Below are 18776 nucleotides of genomic sequence, written 5' to 3'. Positions count from 1 at the left end.
CCTTCCGCGCCACAAAGCGCCGCCGTAGCACCACCTCCGCCGAACCGACGGCATCAGTCACCCAGCTCAGCACCCGACGTAACCCTCAGCAGCGTCCCTCCCTCAGGACGCTCGTCGCCGGAGGCACCACCGTGAAGGAAATCCTCGACGCGATCCAGTCGCCCGACTCCACGTCGGCCGACTTCGCCGCCCTGCCGCTCCCCGAGTCGTACCGCGCGATCACCGTGCACAAGGACGAGACGGAGATGTTCGCGGGGCTCACCACCCGGGACAAGGACCCCCGCAAGTCGATCCACCTGGACGAGGTCCCGGTCCCGGAGCTCGGCCCGGGCGAGGCCCTGGTCGCCGTCATGGCGTCCTCGGTCAACTACAACTCCGTGTGGACCTCGATCTTCGAGCCGCTGTCCACCTTCGGCTTCCTGGAGCGCTACGGAAAGCTCTCCGAGCTGACCAAGCGCCACGACCTGCCGTACCACATCATCGGCTCCGACCTCGCGGGCGTCGTCCTGCGCACCGGCCCCGGCGTCAACGCCTGGCGGCCCGGCGACGAGGTGGTCGCGCACTGCCTCTCCGTCGAGCTGGAGTCGTCCGACGGCCACAACGACACGATGCTCGACCCCGAGCAGCGGATCTGGGGCTTCGAGACCAACTTCGGCGGCCTCGCCGAGATCGCGCTCGTCAAGTCCAACCAGCTCATGCCGAAGCCGGACCACCTCAGCTGGGAGGAGGCCGCCGCCCCGGGTCTGGTGAACTCCACCGCGTACCGGCAACTGGTCTCCCGCAACGGCGCCGGCATGAAGCAGGGCGACAACGTGCTGATCTGGGGCGCCAGCGGCGGCCTCGGCAGCTACGCCACCCAGTTCGCCCTCGCCGGCGGCGCCAACCCGATCTGTGTCGTCTCCAGCGAGCAGAAGGCCGACATCTGCCGGGCCATGGGCGCCGAGGCGATCATCGACCGCACCGCCGAGGACTACAAGTTCTGGAAGGACGAGCACCACCAGGACCCGAAGGAGTGGAAGCGCTTCGGCAAGCGCATCCGTGAGCTGACCGGCGGCGAGGACGTCGACATCGTCTTCGAGCACCCGGGCCGCGAGACCTTCGGCGCCTCGGTCTACGTCACCCGCAAGGGCGGCACGATCGTCACCTGCGCCTCGACCTCGGGCTACAACCACGAGTACGACAACCGCTACCTGTGGATGTCGCTGAAGCGGATCATCGGCTCCCACTTCGCGAACTACCGCGAGGCCTGGGAGGCCAACCGCCTCATCGCCAAGGGCAAGATCCACCCGACGCTGTCGAAGGTCTACTCCCTGGAGGAGACCGGCCAGGCCGCGTACGACGTGCACCGCAACCTCCACCAGGGCAAGGTCGGCGTCCTCGCGCTGGCCCCCGAGGAAGGCCTCGGCGTGCGCGACCACGAGAAGCGCGCTCAGCACATCGACGCCATCAACCGCTTCCGGAACATCTGAGGTCCGCACATGAGTGAGCGTCAGCCCGCCGAAGGCAGGCAACCGAAGGACCGGCCGTGGCTCATGCGGACGTACGCCGGTCACTCCACGGCAGAGGCGTCCAACGAGTTGTACCGGCGCAACCTCGCCAAGGGGCAGACGGGTCTGTCGGTCGCGTTCGACCTGCCGACCCAGACCGGCTACGACTCCGACCACATCCTCGCCCGCGGCGAGGTCGGCCGGGTCGGCGTCCCGGTGGCCCATCTCGGTGACATGCGCAGGCTGTTCCAGGACATCCCCCTGGAGCAGATGAACACCTCGATGACCATCAACGCCACCGCCATGTGGCTGCTGGCGCTCTATCAGGTCGTCGCCGAGGAGCAGGGCGCGGACATCACCCAGCTCCAGGGCACGACCCAGAACGACATCGTCAAGGAGTACCTCTCGCGGGGCACCCATGTGTTCCCGCCGGTGCCCTCGCTCCGGCTGACGACGGACATGATCGCGTACACGGTCTCCCACATGCCGAAGTGGAACCCGATCAACATCTGCAGCTACCACCTGCAGGAGGCGGGCGCCACGCCGGTGCAGGAGATCGCGTACGCGATGTCCACGGCGATCGCGGTGCTGGACGCCGTGCGGGACTCCGGTCAGGTGCCGCACGAACGCATGGGCGATGTCGTCGCCCGTATCTCCTTCTTCGTGAACGCGGGCGTCCGCTTCGTCGAGGAGATGTGCAAGATGCGGGCGTTCGGCCGTATCTGGGACCGGATCACCCGCGAGCGGTACGGCATCGAGAACCCCAAGCAGCGGCGTTTCCGGTACGGCGTCCAGGTCAACTCCCTCGGTCTGACCGAGGCGCAGCCGGAGAACAACGTCCAGCGGATCGTGCTGGAGATGCTGGCCGTGACGCTCTCCAAGGACGCGCGGGCGCGAGCCGTGCAGCTGCCGGCCTGGAACGAGGCCCTCGGTCTCCCCCGGCCGTGGGACCAGCAGTGGTCGCTGCGGATCCAGCAGGTGCTGGCGCACGAGAGCGATCTGCTGGAGTACGAGGACATCTTCGAGGGCTCGCACGTCATCGAGGCGAAGGTGGCCAAGCTGGTCGAGGAGTCCTTCGCCGAGATCGAGCGGATCCAGGAGATGGGCGGCGCGATGGCCGCCGTCGAGTCCGGCTACCTCAAGTCGCAGCTGGTCTCCTCGCACGCCGAGCGCCGGGCCCGGATCGAGTCGGGCGAGGAGAAGATCGTCGGCGTCAACATCTACGAGTCGACCGAGCCGAACCCGCTGACCGCCGACCTGGACGCGGCGATCCAGACGGTCGACCCCGCGGTCGAGGCCCGGGTGATCAAGTCGCTGCGGAACTGGCGCGACACCCGCTACCAGCCGCCCTTCAACCACCCGCGCCCGTGCAAGGCGCTGGAGCGGCTGAAGGAGGCCGCGAAGGGCACCGACAACCTCATGGAGGCCACCCTGGAGTGCGCCCGCGCCGGGGTCACGACCGGCGAGTGGGCCGGGGCCCTCCGTGAGGTGTTCGGTGAGTTCCGGGCCCCCACCGGTGTGTCGTCGGCACCGGTGGCCGTCTCCGCCGAGGAGGGCTCGGCCATGTCGGGGGTCCGCCGCAAGGTGGACCTGACGGCCAAGGACCTGAACGTCGGCAAGCTCCGCTTCCTGGTCGGCAAGCCCGGCCTGGACGGGCACTCCAACGGGGCCGAGCAGATCGCCGTGCGGGCCCGTGACGCGGGCTTCGAGGTGGTCTACCAGGGCATCCGGCTCACCCCGGAGCAGATCGTGGACGCGGCCCTCGCCGAGGACGTGCACGCGGTCGGACTGTCCATCCTCTCCGGCTCGCACGCCCAGCTCGTCCCGGACGTGCTGGAACGGCTGCGCGAGGCGGGCGCCCACGACATCCCGGTGATCGCCGGCGGGATCATCCCGAACGCGGACGCCGCACAGCTCAGGGCCGCCGGAGTGGCCGCCGTGTTCACCCCGAAGGACTTCGACATCACCGGGATCATCGGCCGTATCGTCGACGAGATCCGCAAAGCGAACAAGCTCGACCCCCTGGAGGTCCCCGCATGACCAGCCCTGTTCCTCAGGTGAACCGTCTTCGTCCGCGGCGCTCCTGCCTCGCGGTGCCGGGAAGCAACCCCCGCTTCCTGGAGAAGGCCCAGGGCCTCCCGGCGGACCAGGTCTTCCTCGACCTGGAGGACGCCTGCGCCCCCCTCGCCAAGCCCGAGGCGCGGCACACCATCGTCAAGTTCCTCAACGAGGGCGACTGGACCGGCAAGACGCGGGTCGTGCGCGTCAACGACTGGACGACGGAGTGGACGTACCGCGATGTCGTGACGGTCGTCGAGGGCGCGGGCCAGAACCTCGACTGCATCATGCTGCCGAAGGTGCAGACCGCCCAGCAGGTCGTCGCCCTCGACCTCCTGCTGACGCAGATCGAGAAGACGATGGGCTTCGAGGTCGGCAAGATCGGCATCGAGGCGCAGATCGAGAACGCGCAGGGCCTGAACAACGTCAACGAGATCGCGACGGCGTCCCAGCGGGTCGAGACGATCATCTTCGGCCCGGCCGACTTCATGGCGTCGATCAACATGAAGTCGCTGGTCGTGGGCGAGCAGCCGCCCGGCTACCCGGCGGACGCCTACCACTACATCCTGATGAAGATCCTGATGGCCGCCCGCGCCAACAACCTCCAGGCGATCGACGGCCCCTACCTGCAGATCCGCAACGTGGACGGCTACCGCGAGGTCGCCCAGCGCGCCGCCGCGCTGGGCTTCGACGGCAAGTGGGTGCTGCACCCGGGCCAGGTCGAGGCGTCGAACGAGATCTTCTCGCCCTCGCAGGAAGACTTCGACCACGCCGAGCTGATCCTGGACGCGTACGACTACTGCACCTCCGAGGCGGGCGGCAAGAAGGGCTCGGCGATGCTCGGCGACGAGATGATCGACGAGGCCAGCCGCAAGATGGCCCTGGTCATCTCCGGCAAGGGGCGTGCCGCCGGCATGCAGCGCACCAGCAAGTTCGAGATCCCCACCGACTAGAAAGAGCCGTGAGCATGCAGTTCGGGCGCACCTACGAGGAGTTCGAGGTCGGGGCGGTGTACAAGCACTGGCCCGGGAAGACGGTCACGGAGTACGACGACCATCTCTTCTGTCTTCTCACCATGAACCACCACCCGCTCCACATGGACGCGAACTACGCCGAGAAGACGACCGACTTCGGCAAGAACGTCGTGGTCGGCAACTACATCTACTCGCTGCTGCTGGGCATGTCCGTGCCGGACGTCTCCGGCAAGGCGATCGCCAACCTGGAGATCGAGTCGCTGAAGCACGTGGCGCCGACCTTCCACGGCGACACGCTCTACGGCGAGACGACCGTGCTCGACAAGTGGCCGTCGAAGTCGAAGAACGACCGCGGCATCGTCCACGTCGAGACCAAGGGCTACAAGCAGGACGGCACGCTGGTGTGCGTGTTCCGCCGCAAGGTCCTGGTGCCGACCGAGACGTACATCAAGGAGCGCGGCGGCGAGCAGCCGGGCCGCCCCGAGCTCAGGGAGCAGGAGAAGTAGCCATGGCACGACTCGCCCAGACCCACGGCCTCACGGACGTTCAGCAGGAGATCCTGTCCACCGTCCGCGACTTCGTGGACAAGGAGATCATCCCGGTCGCGACCGAGCTGGAGCACCGCGACGAGTACCCGCAAGCGATCGTCGACGGGCTCAAGGAGCTGGGCCTGTTCGGCCTGATGATCCCCGAGGAGTACGGCGGTCTGGGCGAGTCCCTTCTCACGTACGCGCTGTGCGTGGAGGAGATCGCCCGGGGCTGGATGTCCGTCTCCGGGATCATCAACACGCACTTCATCGTGGCGTACATGCTGAAGCAGCACGGCACGCAGGAGCAGAAGGACCACTTCCTGCCGAGGATGGCGGCCGGTGACGTCCGGGGCGCCTTCTCGATGTCGGAGCCGGCGCTCGGGTCCGATGTGTCGGCGATCACCTCCAAGGCGGTCAAGGACGGCGACGAGTACGTCCTGAACGGTCAGAAGATGTGGCTGACGAACGGTGGAACGTCAACACTCGTCGCCGTCCTCGTCCGAAGTGACGAAGGACACCCCGAGGGCACGGCCCCCCACAAGTCGATGACCACCTTCTTGATCGAGAAGGAGCCCGGCTTCGGAGAGGTCCTCCCCGGCCTCACCATTCCCGGGAAGATCGACAAGATGGGCTACAAGGGGGTCGACACGACCGAGCTCATCATGGACGGCCTGCGCATTCCGGCCAATCGTGTGCTCGGCGGCACCACCGGCCGAGGGTTTTACCAAATGATGGACGGCGTCGAGGTGGGCCGGGTGAATGTGGCCGCACGTGGCTGCGGCGTCGCTCAGCGTGCGTTCGAACTGGGTGTCCGGTACGCCCAGCAGCGCCACACGTTCGGCAAGCAGATCGCCCAGCACCAGGCGATCCAGTTCAAGCTGGCCGAGATGGCTACCAAGGTCGAGGCCGCGCATGCGATGATGGTGAACGCAGCACGCAAAAAGGACTCGGGCCAACGAAACGACCTCGAAGCCGGGATGGCGAAGTACCTCGCCTCCGAATACTGCAAAGAGGTCGTCGAGGACGCTTTCCGGATCCACGGCGGTTACGGCTTCTCGAAGGAGTACGAGATCGAGCGTCTCTACCGAGAGGCACCGATGCTGTTGATCGGTGAAGGTACCGCCGAAATCCAGAAAATGATCATCGGTCGTCGGCTGCTCGAAGAGTATCGATTCCAAGGCTAGTCCGGGGTCGGTTGTCCGGTTCGGGGTGTTTTCTTCGAGAAGAAGATCACACCCCGTCAGCACTCTTCGGCCGTCGACTCGGCTTCCTGGCTTGCCCAGTTGCGGGCTGCGACCGGTACCATCCCCGGAAAGCCGCCGTCCCCAGTCACCGCGCGGCATCATCCGCTACGAAGGTCATCCATGCCCCACAGCCAAACCTCTGCACCACGCGACAGCCTTGCCGGTGTGCGGCTCGCGCGCGGAGCATCGCCGTGGCTTCTCCCGACCGTCGCCACCGCAGCACTCAGCCTCGCCCGCTCGCGCCGCTCCGGTGCCGCTCGGGCCGTGGCCGTACCCGCCACCGCGCTGGCGGCGGGCATGCTGTGGTTCTTCCGCGACCCCGAGCGTGAGATCGCCCAGGGCCGGGTCATCTCGCCCGCCGACGGAGTGGTGCAGAGCATCATGCCGTGGAAGGACGGCCGCACCCGCGTCGCGATCTTCATGAGCCCGCTCAACGTCCACGTCAACCGCGCGCCGCTCTCCGGCACGGTGACGTCGGTCGAGCACATCCCGGGCGGCTTCGTGCCGGCGTTCAACAAGGAGAGCGAGAACAACGAGCGCGTCGTCTGGCACTTCGACACCGAACTCGGTGACATCGAGATGATCCAGATCGCCGGCGCCGTGGCTCGCCGCATCGTTCCGTACCTCCCCGAGGGCACCAAGGTCGAGCAGGGTGACCGGATCGGGCTGATCCGCTTCGGCTCGCGCGTCGACATCTACCTGCCCGAGGGTGTGGAAATCGACGTCGAGGTGGGCCAGAAGACCGTGGCTGGGGTGACTCGCATTGACCGTGACTGATCCGGAGACCCAGCCCGGCCAGACGGGGACCGGCTGGGTGCCCGACGTCGACGAGGTGGAGGACGACGCGGAGGAGATGCCGCTGTCGCTCCGCCTGTCGATAGCGGACACCCTCACGCTGGGCAACGCCACGTGCGGCTTCATGGCGGTGTACTTCACCACCACGGGCATTCTGATCCCGCACCTCACCGGCAGCCAGGAGACGGGCATGGCCCGCCACAGCGCGGCCACCGCCGTGATCCTGATGCTGTGCGCGGCGATCTTCGACCTGTTCGACGGGCTGGTGGCGCGCAAGCTCCGCTCCTCGCCGATGGGCGCGGAGCTGGACAACCTCTCCGACCTGATCAGCTTCGGCCTGGCACCGGCGTACTTCGTCCTCGTCTACGGCATGGTCGCGGACGACGCGCACCAGCGGGTGGCGGCGGTGGGCGCGATCGTCGTACTGCTGGCCGTCGTGCTGAGGCTCGCGAGATTCTCCTGTGTGACGGTCAAGGACGGCACCTTCCAGGGCATGCCGTCGCCGTTCGGCGCGCTGACCGTCGTGTCGATCGTCCTCCTGGAGCTGCCCTTCGTGGCGACCCTCCTGGCGATCATCGGCACGGCGTGGCTGATGGTGAGCCGGGTCGAGTACCCGAAGCCGCGGGGTCCCCTCGCGGTGGCGATGCTCTCCTGGATCGTCCTCTCCATGGGGCTGCTGATGGCCTGGGCCTTCGACGCCCCCGGCGGCCAGCTCCTCCTCCAGACCGGCTGCGCCCTGCAGCTCGTCATGGGCGCGGTGATCCCGTTGTTCGCCACGGCACGCCGGGTGAACAACTTCCGCGACAACCGCCGCGAGGCGCGTGCCGCGCAGCTGCCCTGACACATCGCTCCACCGCTGACAGGTGTGGCCCGAGCCTTCCCGGCTCGGGCCACACCTGTTTCGCGTTCAAGGGCATCGGGCTTGGCCTTTGACGGGGCAACTACCTCGTACCGGGGCCCAGTTGCTAGGGGTGAGGAAGAGGCGCACGGTGGAATATAGGGGATTTCACGGCATTTAACACCCCTCCTATCCACAGGAGACGCGCATGTCCACGTACGAACTCATCGAGCACAGGATCAAGCACGAGTCCCAGATCCCGGCGAACGAGGGCATCGAAGTCGAACTGCCCGTCCGGGAGTACAAGCCCACCCAGGGGCACGACCACGAGACGGTGCTGATGCTGCACGGGAGAAGCGTGCCGGCACTGCCGGGCTTCGACCTCGCACCGGTGCCTGGCGAGAACCCCAACCGGTACAGCTGGGCACAGGAACTGGCGCAAGCCGGTTTCGACGTCTTCATCATGGATCTCCAGGGCTCCGGACGGTCGCCGCGCCCGATGATGGACGTGCCGTGCAACGCGAACCCCGCCCAGCAGGCACCGGTCCTCGTCCCGAACCCCCTTCCGGAACCGTGCACTCCCCCGCCGCCGTACGCCTTCCAGCTGGGCAACTCGGAGAGCGAATGGGCAGAGGTGAAGACCGTCGTCGACCACATCAGGAATCTTCCCGACGCGGACAAGCCGATCCACTTCGTGGGCTGGTCCGCGGCCGCGTTCGTGATGGGCCCCTACGCGCTCCAGTACCCCGACGACGTCAGGAGCCTCTTCCTGCTCGCCCCGATGTTCCCGCCGAAGGGGCGGTGGTCGGAGAAGCCCGACCAGCCCTTCGGGCGTCCGGCCGAGGCCCAGACGCTGCCCCTGTCCAAGCCGGAGAACCTGTTCGGTTTCCCGATGCACGTCACCAGCAAGAGGGCACTCAAGGCCTCGCTGACCGGCCCCGCCGCCCTGTGGGAGCCCGGCATCGATGAGCTGGTGTGGGACGCCTGCATGCAGAACGACCACGAGGGCAGCAAGTGGGGCCCCAAGGTCAACGGCGAGCCGGAGGGCGTCCTTCGATACAGGAACACCTACTGGTGGGGCTGGAACAACCACACGGTGCCGCACAAGAGGGAGGGCACGTACGTGCTCGGTGATCACGTTCCCGTGCTCATCCTCTACGGAGAACTCGACCGGACGGCCAACAGCCCGACCCCGATGCCCGACAACCTGAACTTCTCCGTGCCGGCCCTCTACACGGCCATCGCGGGACCGAAGAAGCTGATGTTCTGCTTCGAGAGCTCAGGCCACTCCCTGGCCTGGGAGACCACCGCCGAGGCCATCCACCACTTCTCGAAGCACTGGCTCAAGAACGGCAAGGTGGAGGGCCGCCGCAGCGGCAAGTACTTCAGGGAAATGGACGGCAACCTGATTCCCCTGCCGTAGGGGTCAGGTTTCCCCTGCCACAGGGGTCAGGTGAGGAAGTCCCGGGCGATCCGCTCGGCCACCCGCTCCAGGATCGGGCCCGGATCGGCGATGCAGCGCTCCACGTCCGGCTCGACGTCCGTCAGCGGGTAGGCCCGGCGGATGCCGGCCCGCCCCAGCGCCTCCGGCCGGAGGGCCAGGCGGCCGCAGACCGCCACGACCTCCTTGCCGGCGGCCCGGGCGGCCGCCGCCACCCCCGCCGGGGCCTTGCCGTGGAGGGTCTGCTCGTCGAGGGAGCCCTCGCCGGTGATGACGAGGGTGGCCTTCTCCAGCGCCTTCGCGAAGCCGAGCACGTCGAGCATGACCTCGATACCGGGCCGGAAGCGCGCGCCGAGGATGAGGGCGCCGTAGCCGATGCCGCCGGCGGCACCCGCGCCGGGGGCGAGAGCGTGCTCGGCGGCCCGTCCCCCGATCGTCTTCTCCAGGACGGCGGCGAAGTGGGCCAGGGCCGCGTCCAGCGCGGCCACGTCCTCGGGGTTCGCGCCCTTCTGCGGCCCGTAGACGGCGGGGGCGCCCTTCGGCCCGGTCAGCGGGTTGTCGACGTCGCTGGCCAGGACGAAGTCGATCGACGCGAGTCTCTCGTCGAGGCCCGTCAGGTCCGCCGTGACCAGGTCGCGCAGGCCTCCGCCCCCGGGGCCGACCGGCTCACCGGCTGCGTCGAGGAAGCGCGCGCCGAGGGCGGCGAGCATGCCCGCGCCGCCGTCCGTCGTGGCGCTGCCGCCGACGCCGAACACGATCGTGCGGGCGCCCGCGTCGAGCGCGGCGCGCAGCAGTTCGCCGGAGCCGTACGTGGAGGCCGTGAGCGGCGCGAAGACCCCGGCGGGGAGCCGCTGCAGGCCGCTGGCCTCGGCCATCTCGACGACGGCCGTCTCGTCGCGCAGCGCGTACGCGGCGGTGACGGGCTCACCGAGCGGCCCGCCGACTCGTACCTCGCGTCGTTCGAAACCGGCCGCGACCGCCGCGGCCACCGTGCCGTCACCGCCGTCGGCGACCGGCAGCGCCTCGACCTCCAGGTCGGGCACCACCCGGCGCAGGCCCGCCGTGACCCGCTCGGCGACCTGGACGGCCGTCAGCGTGCCCTTGAACTTGTCCGCGGCGATCAGCACCCGCGGGGTTGCCGTGTCCGTGCCGATCCCGTCCACTGCGGCGTTCGCCACCTTGCGTTCCCCTCGCTCATCAAGCCTTGCGCACGTCAAGGCAGTCGCGCCGCTGCGACCCTAACCGCCCGGCCCCCCGTACGTCATGCCCCGTCCCGCCCACCGAACACCGCGCGCGCAAGCGTCGGCGGCCCCGAGAGCGGCCTGTCGGCGCTGCGAGTGGGCGGCCGAGGGACCCTCGCGCACACCGCCGGCCGGGAGTCCCCGGACGCCACCGCACACGGGTCCGGGGCGTCCCTCCGGCGCGGCACCCGCGCTCCGGGAGACCTCCGGCCCACGCGCGGGCCTCGCCCGTACGGCCCCCGGGCGCCACGCACGGCCGCACCCGCACCGCACCCGCACGTCGGTCCCCGAGCGGGTGTGCCCGGAATTGGGTAGACCTGCAACCATGACGCCCACGATCCCCTCGACCCTGGTGCCCCCGGTGGGCGCCGAACTCGCCGACCGCGTTCTCGGGGGCTGGCTGGGCCGGATCGCGGGGAACATGCTCGGGAAACCCGTCGAGCAGGGGGACCTGTGGACGCCGGCGCGGATCGACCGCTATCTGCGGCAGGCCGGGGCCCTGCCGCTCACCGACTACCTCCCGGAGCCGGCCACCGAGAGCGACCGGCTCGCGCTGCGGCCGGAGTGGCGCAGTTGCGTGCGCGGCCGGATCCACGGCAGCTGCCGCGACGACGACGTCGACTACGCGATCCTCGGCCTCCACCTCCTGGAGACGCACGGCTTCGGCTTCAGCACCGAGCAGGTCGGCGACCTGTGGCTGCTGCGGCTGCCGTATCTCCAGACGTTCACGGCGGAGCGGGCGGCCTACCGCAACCTCGCGGGCGGTCTGAAGCCGCCGCTGACCGCCACGTACGACAACCCGTACCAGGAGTGGATCGGCGCCCTCATCCGCGCCGACGTCCACGGCTGGACCTCCCCCGGCCTGCCCCGCCGCGCGGCCTCGCTGGCGCGGCGCGACGCGGTGCTGTCGCACACCGGCAACGGGGTGTACGGCGCGATGTGGGCGGCGGCACTGGTCGCGACGGCCTTCACGGCGCCGGGGGCGCGGGCTGCCGTGGAGGAGGCCCTGGCGGTGATCCCGGCGAGCAGCCGCCTGGCCCGGGCCGTGCGGCGGGTCGTGTCGCTGTACGACGCCGGGCTGGCCTGGGAGGAGACGCTCACGACGGTGGGCGAGGAGACGGCCGGGCTGGGCTGGATCCACGTCGTACCGAACGCCGCCGTGCTCACCGCCGGGCTGCTCTACGGCGAGGGCGACTTCACCCGCACGATCACGCTGACCGTCCGCGGCGGCCTGGACACCGACTCCAACGGGGCCACCGCCGGTTCGGTGGCGGGTGTGCTGTGCGGGGCGGCGGCGATCCCGGACCGGTGGAAGGACCCGTTGGAGGACACCGTGCGCAGCGCCGTGTTCGGCTTCGACGGGGTGCGCATCGGCGAACTCGCGGAGCGCACGGTGCGGTTGGCGGAGGCCTCCGGCCCCTGAGCGCCGGTCGTTCCGCTCCCCGAGCGCCGATTCCCGCCTTGAAGAGCCGTCTACCCTTCCTGGATGACCACTCCGGACTTCGCCGCGTACATCGCGAGCCTGCCCCGTGTCCTCGCCGGCGCCGCCACGGTCTTCCGGGACGCCGAGGGGCGGGTGCTGCTCGTCGAGCCCAACTACCGCGAGGGATGGGCGCTGCCGGGCGGGACGATCGAGTCGGACGACGGGGAGACGCCGAGGCAGGGCGCGCGGCGCGAGACCCTGGAGGAGATCGGGCTGGACGTCGAACCGGGGCGGCTGCTCGCCGTGGACTGGGTGCACGGGGTGGGCCGGCCGCCGCTGGTGGCGTACGTCTACGACGGCGGGGTGCTCGGCGAGGAGGAGCTGAAGCGGATCCGGTTGCAGGAGGAGGAGCTGCTGTCGTGGCGGCTCGTCCCGCACGCCGAACTCACCGGGTATCTCCTCGGGACGCTCGGCCGCCGGGTGCTCGCCGCCCTCGACGCGCTGGCGGACGGCACGGGTACGGTCGAGTTGGAGAACGGCGACCGGGTGGGCTGAACCGGCGACGATCGGCCACGGCAGTGCCCGTTGGCCGCCGCCCACTGCTTACAGGAGTCACCTGACCTCGCGTCAACTGCCCTTGTACAGAACGTGAAAAGCGTGAACCTTCCACTTAATAGAAGTTTAAAGCGCTGGCTGAAAACACTGCCCGTTCATCACTCCAGCATCTAGGCTGACTTCACCCCCGTCCGAGTGATCGCGCCCCGTTGCCTCGCTCGGGAACCGGGGCAGCACTCGGGACACCCGTGACCGGCGGCCCGGGCGCGGGCCGTGGCTCCGGGAGATCCGGAGCGCCTGGGGGAACGGTCACCGGGAGCCGCCCGGAGCAGTCGGTTTCCCCCCACCTGCGGGCCGTTGCTCGCCCGTCATCACCGAACAGGCAGCTGAGGTCATGGAACCACTGGGCTCAGACGATCCCGAGGAACTAGGTCCCTACCGTCTCGTGGCACGGCTAGGCGCAGGAGGGATGGGACGGGTCTATCTGGCGCGCTCCCCGCAGGGGCGGACCCTGGCGGTCAAGGCCATCCGCCCCGAGCTGATGGGGGACAAGAACTTCCGCATCCGCTTCCGCCGTGAGGTGGAGGCCGCCGGAGCGGTCGGCGGCAGATACACCGCGCCCGTGGTGGACGCCGACCCGGAAGGCCCCATCCCGTGGCTGGCCACGGACTACATCGCCGGTCCCACGCTGGCCGAGGCCGTCGCCGCGCACGGCCCGCTCCCGGTGGAGTCGGTGCTCGTCCTGGGCGCCGGCATCGCCGAGGCGCTGATCTCGGTGCAGGCCGCCGGGCTGGTGCACCGCGACCTCAAGCCGTCGAACGTGCTCCTCGCCGCCGACGGTCCGCGCGTCATCGACTTCGGCATCGTCCGGGCGAGCGACGGCTACGACCTCACCCGCTCCGGCGCCCTCTTCGGCTCCTTCGAGTACATGTGCCCCGAGCAGGCCACGGGCGAGCCGCTGGGCCCCGAGGGGGACGTCTTCTCGCTCGGCTCGGTGCTCACCTTCGCCGCCTCCGGGCACGCGCCGTTCAGCGGCACGGCGGCGGCCACACTGCTCTACCAGGTCGTGCACAGCACACCCGACCTGACGGGCGTGCCCGAGCCGCTGGACAAGATCATCAACCTCTGTCTCACCAAGGACCCCCGGCTGCGGATCACCCCGGACAAGCTGGCCGCGGCCTGCGTGCCCGGCGGCGTGGAGCAGCTGACGGGCGACGGCTGGCTGCCCCCGTCGGTGGCCTCCTCGATCGCCCTGCGCGCGGCGGCGGTGCGGACCCTCGACGCCACACCGAACACCCCGGTCGCGTTCCCCTCCGCCGGGACCGGGCCCGAGCCGGGCGCGTACGGCCGGGACGGGTCTCCCCATGGCCACGACATGGGCCGGGCGGCCCACACCCATGCCGGGGACCGGGCCGCGTACGGCCCCCAGCAGGCACGTCCCGCCCACGCGTCTCCACAGGATCCGGCCGCCTACGACCTGCGGCAGGGCCGGGCCGGGTACGACGCGCGGCAGGGCCGGGCCGCGTACGACTTCGAGCTGGACGAGGCGTCCCGCGCCGCGGAGAACCCGTCGCCGTACGACTCCGGCCGCCCGTACGACGGCTCCGGGCATCCGGGCCACCGGGCCGAGGCGCCGCTCCCCGGCGGAACCGGTGGCGACCCGCAGCCGGGAGCCGGGCCCTACGCCCGCACGGAGCCCTATTCCACTCCGGAGGAGCCGGAACCGTACCGAGGCGCCTCCGCCTCCGCCGGACACCGCCGCGCCGCGCCGCGCCCCGGCCCGTCGCGGCGTACGGTCCTCACCCTCTCGGCCGGCTCCACCGCCGCCGCCGTCGGCGCCGCCGCCCTGGTGCTCGACAGGCGGAAGAAGCCGGCCACGCCGTCCACGGAGCCCGCCGGCCCGGCCCCGAAGCCGCTGTGGACCTACCGCAGCGGCCCGCTGCTGCAAGCGCCCGCCGTCTTCAACGACGGCACGGCCCTGCTGAAGACCCGCCCGGGTGACATGGTCTGCCTCGACCTCAAGGACGGCACCCGGCCCACATGGGTCTACGAGGGCATCAGCCAGTCGCCCACACCGACCGTGCTGGCCTTCGACGCCGCGATCGCGCTCGGCGAGGGGGCGACGGTGATCGGGGTCGACCCCGTCGACGGAACGGAACGTTTCACCATCGACTTCGGGCCGGATTTCCGGTTCGACACACTGCTCGGCGCCACCGACGACCGGGCCGTCTCCGTCATCGGTGTCCGGCTCCGGCGGGAGTCCGACGAGCAGGGCGTGGCGACCTCCACGGACACGGTGTTCGGCGTCGACCTCGCGGGCCGCCGCGCCGAGATCATCCCCATCAGCCCGGAGGACGTCGGTGTCCGACTGGCTCCGGTCATCCTCCCCGGCTTCTTCGTCTACGCCGACGGCCTGCGCAATGTCACCACCCGGAGCACCGACAGCTCCGGCGTCCTGTGGCGGCACCCCGTCGGCTACGACCTCCGGCCCGGCCTCGCCGTGCTCAACCGCACGGTGTTCGCCATCGGCCGGGAACTCGAAGCCCTGAATCTCACCACCGGCAAACTCCGCTGGCGGGTGAAGCCCGAGCGCGGCACGTTCGCCTCCCTCGGCTGCTACGGCAACACGGTCTACGTCACCGGCACGGACCCCGCCGGCGTGTACGCCTTCAACGCCGGGACCGGCGCCCGTCGTTGGTTCTGCCCCACCCCGCGTCTCAACATCGACCACCCGGTCACCGCCGGCCCCGGCGCGGTCTACGTCCCCGCCTACCAGAACAGGAACGGCTTCTACGCGATCGGCGCCGCCAAGGGCAGGCTCCTGTGGAACTTCACCGACGGCGTGGAGACCGGCGTCAACGACTGGCAGCTCGCCTGCGACCACTCCGGCGTCCTGGTCGCCCAGCACTACGACCGCACGTACGGCCTGCCGGCCCCCTGACACCACCCCGATATCCACTCGCCCCGACCGGACGGCCGACCTACGCTCGCCCCATGAACAAGCCCCTGGTCGCCCTCCTCAGTGGCGCAGGCATCTCCACCGACTCCGGCATCCCCGACTACCGCGGCCCGAACGGGCTGTGGCGGCGGGATCCGGAGGCCGAGAAGCTGGTGACGTACGCGTACTACATGGGTGATCCGGAGATCCGCCGGCGCTCGTGGCAGATGCGGCGGCAGAACCGGACACTGAAGGCCGAGCCGAACGTGGCGCACCGGGCGGTGGCCGAGCTGGAGCGGTCCGGGGTGCCGGTGCGGGTGATCACACAGAACGTGGACGGGCTGCACCAGCTCGCCGGTATGCCGGCCCGCAAGGTCCTCGAACTGCACGGCACCGCACGGTCCGTGGTGTGCGTCGGGTGCCATGCCCGTACGCCGATGGAGGACGCCCTCGGCCGGGTCGAGGCCGGCGAGGAGGACCCGCCCTGTCTGGAGTGCGGCGGTGTGCTGAAGTCCGCCACCGTCATGTTCGGCGAGCGTCTCGACCCGGTGGTCCTCGGCGAGGCCGTCGCGATCACCAAGGCCTGCCAGGTCTTCATCGCCGTCGGCACCAGCCTCCAGGTGCAGCCCGCCGCCGGGCTCGCCCAGGTCGCCGCCGACCACGGGGCACGCCTGATCATCGTCAACGCCGAGCCGACCCCGTACGACGAGCTGGCGGACGAGGTCGTACGGGAACCGATCGGCACCGCGCTGCCGGAGGTGCTGCGCGAGATCAGCACCGCGAGCGCCTGAGGCTCACGGGCCGAGCGGCCGGGACGGCTGCGGCGGTTGGGACGGCTGCGGTGGCTGGGACGGCTGCGGTGGCTGGGACGGCTGCGGTGGCTGGGGCTCGGCGGGGCGGGTGACGCGGATCTTGGACTGGCCGTGCGGCAGCTTCTCCCAGTCGTCCATGAAGCGGGCCTGGAGGCCGTGCTTCGCGGCCAGGGCGACGAGCGTGTCGGTGCGGTAGTAGAAGTCCTCCCGCAGGACGTGGTGTTCCTCGCCCTCGGTACGGTCGAAGGTGAAGTCGAACCAGCCGTCCGGGGTCAGCACCCGGCCGACGTTGGCCAGGCACTCCTCGATGACGTGGAGCGGTGAGTGCGAGAAGACGCTGTGCGCGTGGACCACGTCGAAGTGGGCGTCCGGGAGGAACCGGAGGGTCAGGTCGCGGACGGGGGTGAGTGCGGGGAGCCGTCTCTGCAGCCCCATCTCCACGATCGTGTCCTGGGCCGCGGCGAGGATGTCGGGCGAGATGTCGATGCCGTAGTAGTGCCCGGGTTCCAGGTGGCGGATGAACCGCCAGCCGCCCCGCAGGTTGCCGCAGCCGATCTCCAGCATGCGGTGCTCCGGCCGCAGACCGTGGCCGAGCAGGTAGTCGAACTGCATCGCGCCCAGTGCCAGCCACCGTTCACGGCTGCGGCTGCCGACCGCCGCGTCCGGGTCGGCGCGGGTGTCGGAGCGCATCACCGCGCGGTAGTACGCGATGTGGTCGGGGTGGCGGTGGCGCAGCCACATGTCCCGGGCGGCACGGGCCACGTGGCGCGGCACCCGGTCGGGGTGGCGCAGGGCGTAGGTGATGCGGTGGCCGAGGGCGGCGCGGTTGACGGTGACGTTCTTCTCGGTCGGCGGCACGGGGCTTCCTTCCCAGGGGACTCGGACGGTGCTTCCCGAGGTGGCTCGGGTCGTGCTGCCAGCCTCGGGGCGGCGGCGGGGTGTGCGGCTCGGTCGACCGGCTCCGGTCCGGGTGCGGTTCGGGCGATCCTCGTATCAGCCGATCGGTTGATGCGGTCGGGAGCCGGTCACGTTAGACACGGGAGTGCGACCTGTGAAGTACCCGAACCCGACGAGCACGACATGAGAGCCGGTGAAGTGATGGGGTGGCCGCAGGACCGGCGCACGGATCCGGACGGACGCTGGCTGACCGCCGTCGTGCACGCCGCGTTCTTCCTGCTGCTGTGCTCCTCGTTCGCCCGGTTCCTGACGCGTGATCAGGGCGGGCCGCGCACCGGGTGGGTGGTGGCGCTGTTCGCGGTGTTCGGGCTCCTCTACGGCCTCGGGCACCTGCTGGCTCCCGCGCCGCCTCCCGGCGGCCGGCCGTCCACCCGGCATCTGGCCTGGCTGGGGTCCGTGACGGCGGTCTGGGTGGTGCTGCTCGCGATCGCGCCGAGCGCCACGTGGTGTGCCATGCCGCTGCTGTTCGCCGGGCTCCACACGCTGCCCCCACGGATCGCGGTGCCGCTCGCCGTCCTGCTCACCACGCTGGTCGTCGCCGCCGAGATACGGGTGTCCCAGGGGCCCCTCAACCCCAACATGGTCGCCGCCCCGCCGGCCATCGCCGCGGTCGCCACCGCCGTCTTCGTCCATCTGCGGCGGCAGGCGGCGCGGCAGCGCGTCCTGATCGACGACCTGGTCCGCACCCGCCGCGACCTCGCGGCCACGGAACGGCGGGCGGGCGTCCTGGCGGAACGGCAGCGGCTGGCCACGGAGATCCACGACACCCTCGCCCAGGGTCTGTCGAGCCAGCAGATGCTGCTGCAGGCCGCCGAGCGCGTCTGGCGCACGGACCCGGACGCGGCCCGCGGACACATCGGGAAAGCCGTCGAGATCACCTCCCACAGCCTCGCCGAGGCGCGCCGGTTCGTCCACGACCTGGCACCGGCCGATCTCGCGGAGCACTCCCTGCCCGCCGCGCTGGGCGCGCTCGCGGAACGCGAGAGCGGCCCGGGCCTGACGGTGGAGTTCCGGCTCGACGGCACCCCGGGTCCTCTCCCGGAACGCGTCGAGGCCGCACTGCTGCGCATCGCCCAGGGCGCCCTGGCCAACGTACGCGAACACGCCGCCGCGACCCGGGCCGCACTGACCCTGACCTGCCTCGACGACCAGGTCTCGCTGGACATCGCCGACAACGGGCGGGGCTTCGACGCGGACCGCCGGGCCAGCGCCGAGGCCGGCCGGGCGAGCGCCGCCGCGCCGGGCCGGGATCGCGGGCACGGGCTGCCGGCCATGCGGATCCGGGCTCGGCAGTCGGGCGGCACACTCACCGTGGAGTCCACGCCGGGCGAGGGCACCGTGGTGTCCGCGGCCGTCCCCCGTACGCCGATCGTCGCCGTCGACACCCCCGAGGAGCGCGTCCGATGAGCGAGCCGGTCCCCTCACCGCCCCTCACCCCGCAGCCTCTGACCCCGGCGCCTCTGACCCCGGCGCCGGTCGGCCG

Annotated in this window: 15 protein-coding genes; 13 read left to right on the top strand and 2 right to left on the bottom strand. The window is 70.5% G+C overall.

Annotated elements, in window-relative coordinates:
• Nucleotides 1-131: 131 nt before the first annotated feature.
• The 8 genes from ccrA (at nt 132) to OG202_RS39580 (ending at nt 9349) form a co-directional block, all read left to right on the top strand.
• Nucleotides 132-1469, top strand: a complete 1338-nt coding sequence (gene ccrA / locus OG202_RS39615) for a crotonyl-CoA carboxylase/reductase (RefSeq protein WP_326574959.1) — start codon at nt 132-134, stop codon at nt 1467-1469.
• A 9-nt stretch (nt 1470-1478) separates the two neighbouring features.
• Nucleotides 1479-3527, top strand: a complete 2049-nt coding sequence (locus tag OG202_RS39610; RefSeq protein ID WP_328224324.1) for a protein meaA — start codon at nt 1479-1481, stop codon at nt 3525-3527.
• A complete protein-coding gene (locus OG202_RS39605; RefSeq protein ID WP_327727038.1) occupies nt 3524-4498 on the top strand; it encodes an HpcH/HpaI aldolase/citrate lyase family protein in 975 nt (324 codons plus the stop codon). Before OG202_RS39610 ends, OG202_RS39605 begins: the two co-directional genes overlap by 4 nt.
• Nucleotides 4499-4512: 14 nt before the next feature.
• A complete protein-coding gene (locus tag OG202_RS39600) occupies nt 4513-5025 on the top strand; it encodes a MaoC family dehydratase (RefSeq protein ID WP_326585550.1) in 513 nt (170 codons plus the stop codon).
• A 2-nt stretch (nt 5026-5027) separates the two neighbouring features.
• On the top strand, nt 5028-6233 hold the full coding sequence (locus OG202_RS39595; RefSeq protein WP_326574965.1) for an acyl-CoA dehydrogenase family protein: 1206 nt from the start codon (nt 5028-5030) through the stop codon (nt 6231-6233).
• Between the two features lie 180 nt (nt 6234-6413).
• The gene (locus OG202_RS39590) at nt 6414-7070 is read left to right on the top strand and encodes a phosphatidylserine decarboxylase (protein WP_327727039.1); all 657 of its coding nucleotides are present in this window, start codon (nt 6414-6416) and stop codon (nt 7068-7070) included.
• A 37-nt stretch (nt 7071-7107) separates the two neighbouring features.
• Nucleotides 7108-7929, top strand: coding sequence for a CDP-diacylglycerol--serine O-phosphatidyltransferase (pssA, locus tag OG202_RS39585; RefSeq protein WP_326585551.1), 822 nt, complete (start codon nt 7108-7110; stop codon nt 7927-7929).
• Nucleotides 7930-8134: 205 nt separating this feature from the next.
• A complete protein-coding gene (locus tag OG202_RS39580) occupies nt 8135-9349 on the top strand; it encodes an alpha/beta hydrolase (protein ID WP_326574974.1) in 1215 nt (404 codons plus the stop codon).
• A 26-nt stretch (nt 9350-9375) separates the two neighbouring features.
• On the opposite strand, the gene OG202_RS39575 is transcribed toward OG202_RS39580, so the two are convergent.
• A complete protein-coding gene (locus OG202_RS39575; protein WP_328224776.1) occupies nt 9376-10494 on the bottom strand; it encodes a glycerate kinase family protein in 1119 nt (372 codons plus the stop codon).
• A gap of 439 nt (nt 10495-10933) precedes the next feature.
• Between OG202_RS39575 and OG202_RS39570 the strand changes: the two genes are divergently transcribed.
• The 4 genes from OG202_RS39570 (at nt 10934) to OG202_RS39555 (ending at nt 16315) form a co-directional block, all read left to right on the top strand.
• Nucleotides 10934-12031, top strand: a complete 1098-nt coding sequence (locus OG202_RS39570) for an ADP-ribosylglycohydrolase family protein (protein WP_326574976.1) — start codon at nt 10934-10936, stop codon at nt 12029-12031.
• Nucleotides 12032-12094: 63 nt separating this feature from the next.
• Complete coding sequence (locus OG202_RS39565) at nt 12095-12586, top strand: NUDIX hydrolase (RefSeq protein WP_326574978.1); 492 nt, start codon at nt 12095-12097, stop codon at nt 12584-12586.
• A 394-nt stretch (nt 12587-12980) separates the two neighbouring features.
• Entirely contained in the window at nt 12981-15527 is a 2547-nt protein-coding gene (locus OG202_RS39560) for a protein kinase domain-containing protein (RefSeq protein WP_327727040.1), read from the top strand.
• 53 nt (nt 15528-15580) lie between these two features.
• On the top strand, nt 15581-16315 hold the full coding sequence (locus tag OG202_RS39555; RefSeq protein ID WP_328224323.1) for an SIR2 family NAD-dependent protein deacylase: 735 nt from the start codon (nt 15581-15583) through the stop codon (nt 16313-16315).
• A gap of 3 nt (nt 16316-16318) precedes the next feature.
• Here the strand turns inward: OG202_RS39555 and OG202_RS39550 are convergent, their stop codons facing one another.
• A complete protein-coding gene (locus tag OG202_RS39550) occupies nt 16319-17194 on the bottom strand; it encodes a class I SAM-dependent DNA methyltransferase (protein ID WP_328224322.1) in 876 nt (291 codons plus the stop codon).
• Nucleotides 17195-17434: 240 nt separating this feature from the next.
• On the opposite strand from OG202_RS39550, the gene OG202_RS39545 reads away from it, so the two are divergent.
• On the top strand, nt 17435-18700 hold the full coding sequence (locus OG202_RS39545; RefSeq protein WP_328224775.1) for a sensor histidine kinase: 1266 nt from the start codon (nt 17435-17437) through the stop codon (nt 18698-18700).
• The last annotated feature ends 76 nt before the right edge of the window (nt 18701-18776 follow it).

The sequence above is a fragment of the Streptomyces sp. NBC_00310 genome (assembly GCF_036208085.1).
In the GTDB taxonomy this organism is placed as follows: domain Bacteria; phylum Actinomycetota; class Actinomycetes; order Streptomycetales; family Streptomycetaceae; genus Streptomyces.
This window is presented reverse-complemented; position numbering and strand designations above follow the sequence as displayed.